1 pseudogene is annotated in these 2,463 nt (G+C 66.3%); it reads left to right on the forward strand.

Features of this window, described 5'->3' with window-relative positions:
• Positions 1 to 2,237 (forward strand): annotated as a pseudogene (gene rpoB / locus I71_RS03935) (DNA-directed RNA polymerase subunit beta); the annotation flags it as partial.
• Positions 2,238 to 2,463: the final 226 nt, after the last annotated feature.

Here is a 2,463-nt window from a genome sequence, read left to right on the forward strand (position 1 = left end):
AACGCCGAGCGAAACCCGGACAACAGTTCGCCCGCCGATCTGGTGTCCTGCCGCCAGGGCGGGGAATACCTGATGTTCCGGCCGGAGCGATCGACCTGATCGACGTGTCGCCGAAGCAGCTGGTGTCCGTCGCCGCGGCGCTGATCCCGTTCCTGGAGAACGACGACGCCAACCGCGCGCTGATGGGCTCGAACATGCAGCGTCAGGCGGTGCCGCTGGTGAAGGCCGACGCCCCGCTGGTCGGCACCGGCATGGAGGCGACCGTCGCCCGCGACAGCGGCGTGACCATCGTCGCCAAGCGTTCGGGCGTCGTCGACCAGGTCGACGCCACCCGCATCGTCGTCCGCGCCACCGACAGCTCGGACAGCACGGCGCCGGGCGTCGACATCTACAACCTGCTGAAGTTCCAGCGGTCCAACCAGAACACCTGCATCACCCAGCGTCCGCTGGTGAAGGTCGGTGACCGGGTGAACGCCGGCGACATCGTGGCCGACGGTCCCTCGACCGATCTCGGCGAGCTGGCGCTCGGCCGCAACGTGCTCGTCGCGTTCATGCCGTGGAACGGCTACAACTTCGAGGATTCGATCCTCATCAACGAGCGCATCGTCAAGGACGACGTCTTCACCTCGATCCACATCGAGGAGTTCGAGGTCATGGCCCGTGACACCAAGCTGGGCCAGGAGGAAATCACCCGCGACATTCCGAACGTGGGTGAGGAAGCTCTGAAGAACCTCGACGAGGCCGGCATCGTCTACATCGGCGCCGAGGTCCGTCCGGGCGACATCCTGGTCGGCAAGGTGACGCCGAAGGGCGAAAGCCCGATGACGCCGGAAGAGAAGCTGCTGCGCGCCATCTTCGGCGAGAAGGCCTCGGATGTCCGCGACACCTCGCTGCGCCTGCCGCCGGGCGTGGTCGGCACCATCGTCGAGGTCCGCGTCTTCAGCCGCCGCGGCGTCGACAAGGACGAGCGCGCGCTCGCCATCGAACGCGCCGAGATCGAGAAGCTGGCCAAGGACCGCGACGACGAGCGCGGCATCCTGGAGCGCAGCTTCTACACCCGCCTGAAGGAAGTGCTGATCGGCCAGACCGCGCAGTCCGGCCCGAAGGGCATGAAGGGCGGCACGGTCCTGACCGACGAGGTTCTGGCTGGCCTGTCGAAGGGCCTGTGGCGCCAGATCGCCATCGCCGACGAGCAGGTGATGGAGACCGTCGAGAACCTGGGCAAGGTGTTCGACGACTCGATCAAGGCCCTGCAGGACCGCTTCGAGAACAAGGTCGACAAGCTGCAGCGCGGTGACGAGCTGCCGCCGGGCGTCATGAAGATGGTCAAGGTCTTCGTCGCGGTGAAGCGCAAGCTGCAGCCGGGCGACAAGATGGCCGGCCGTCACGGCAACAAGGGTGTCGTCTCGCGCATCATCCCGCAGGAGGACATGCCCTATCTGGAGGACGGCACCCCGGTCGATCTGGTGCTGAACCCGCTGGGCGTGCCGTCGCGCATGAATGTCGGTCAGATCCTGGAAACCCACCTCGGTTGGGCGGCCTCGGGTCTCGGCAGGCAGATCGGCCGTGCGGTCGACCAGTACCGGCTGGCGATCCGCCAGAAGGCCGAAGGCGCTCCCCAGCTGGAGGCCCTGCGCAGCACGCTGAAGTCGGCGTACGGCGAGGTGACCTACAACGAGGACATCGCCGACATGACCGACGGCGAGCTGCTGGAGCTGGGCGGCAACCTGCGCAAGGGCGTTCCCTTCGCGACGCCGGTCTTCGACGGCGCCCGCGAGGAGGACATCTGCGTCCATCTGGAGCGCGCCGGTTTCGACCGGTCGGGCCAGTCGACGCTGATCGACGGCCGCACCGGCGAGACCTTCGACCGCAAGGTGACCGTCGGCTACATCTACATGCTGAAGCTGCACCATCTCGTGGACGACAAGATCCACGCCCGGTCGATCGGCCCCTACTCGCTGGTCACGCAGCAGCCGCTGGGCGGTAAGGCCCAGTTCGGCGGACAGCGCTTCGGTGAGATGGAGGTTTGGGCGCTGGAAGCCTACGGCGCCGCCTATACGCTGCAGGAAATGCTGACGGTGAAGTCGGACGACGTGTCCGGCCGCACCAAGGTCTACGAGGCCATCGTCCGCGGCGACGACAACTTCGAGGCCGGCATTCCGGAGTCGTTCAACGTGCTGGTCAAGGAGCTGCGCTCCCTTGGCCTGAACGTCGAGCTGAACCAGCGGGACTATTGAGCCGGTCTGACGTGACCCAGGCCCCGGATCGGCGCGTGTGCGCCGTTCCGGGGCATTGCACTGCTTTTAACCGACAACGCGGCGATGCCAGCGGGAGACGGTCATGAATGAGTTGATGAACATTTTCGGCCAGGTTCAGGGGCCGCAGAGCTTCGATCAGATCCGCATCCAGATCGCCAGCCCCGAGCGGATCCGGTCCTGGTCCTACGGCGAGATCAAGAAGCCG

Origin of the sequence: Azospirillum sp. B506 (assembly GCF_000333595.1) — a bacterium.
Classification (GTDB): domain Bacteria; phylum Pseudomonadota; class Alphaproteobacteria; order Azospirillales; family Azospirillaceae; genus Azospirillum.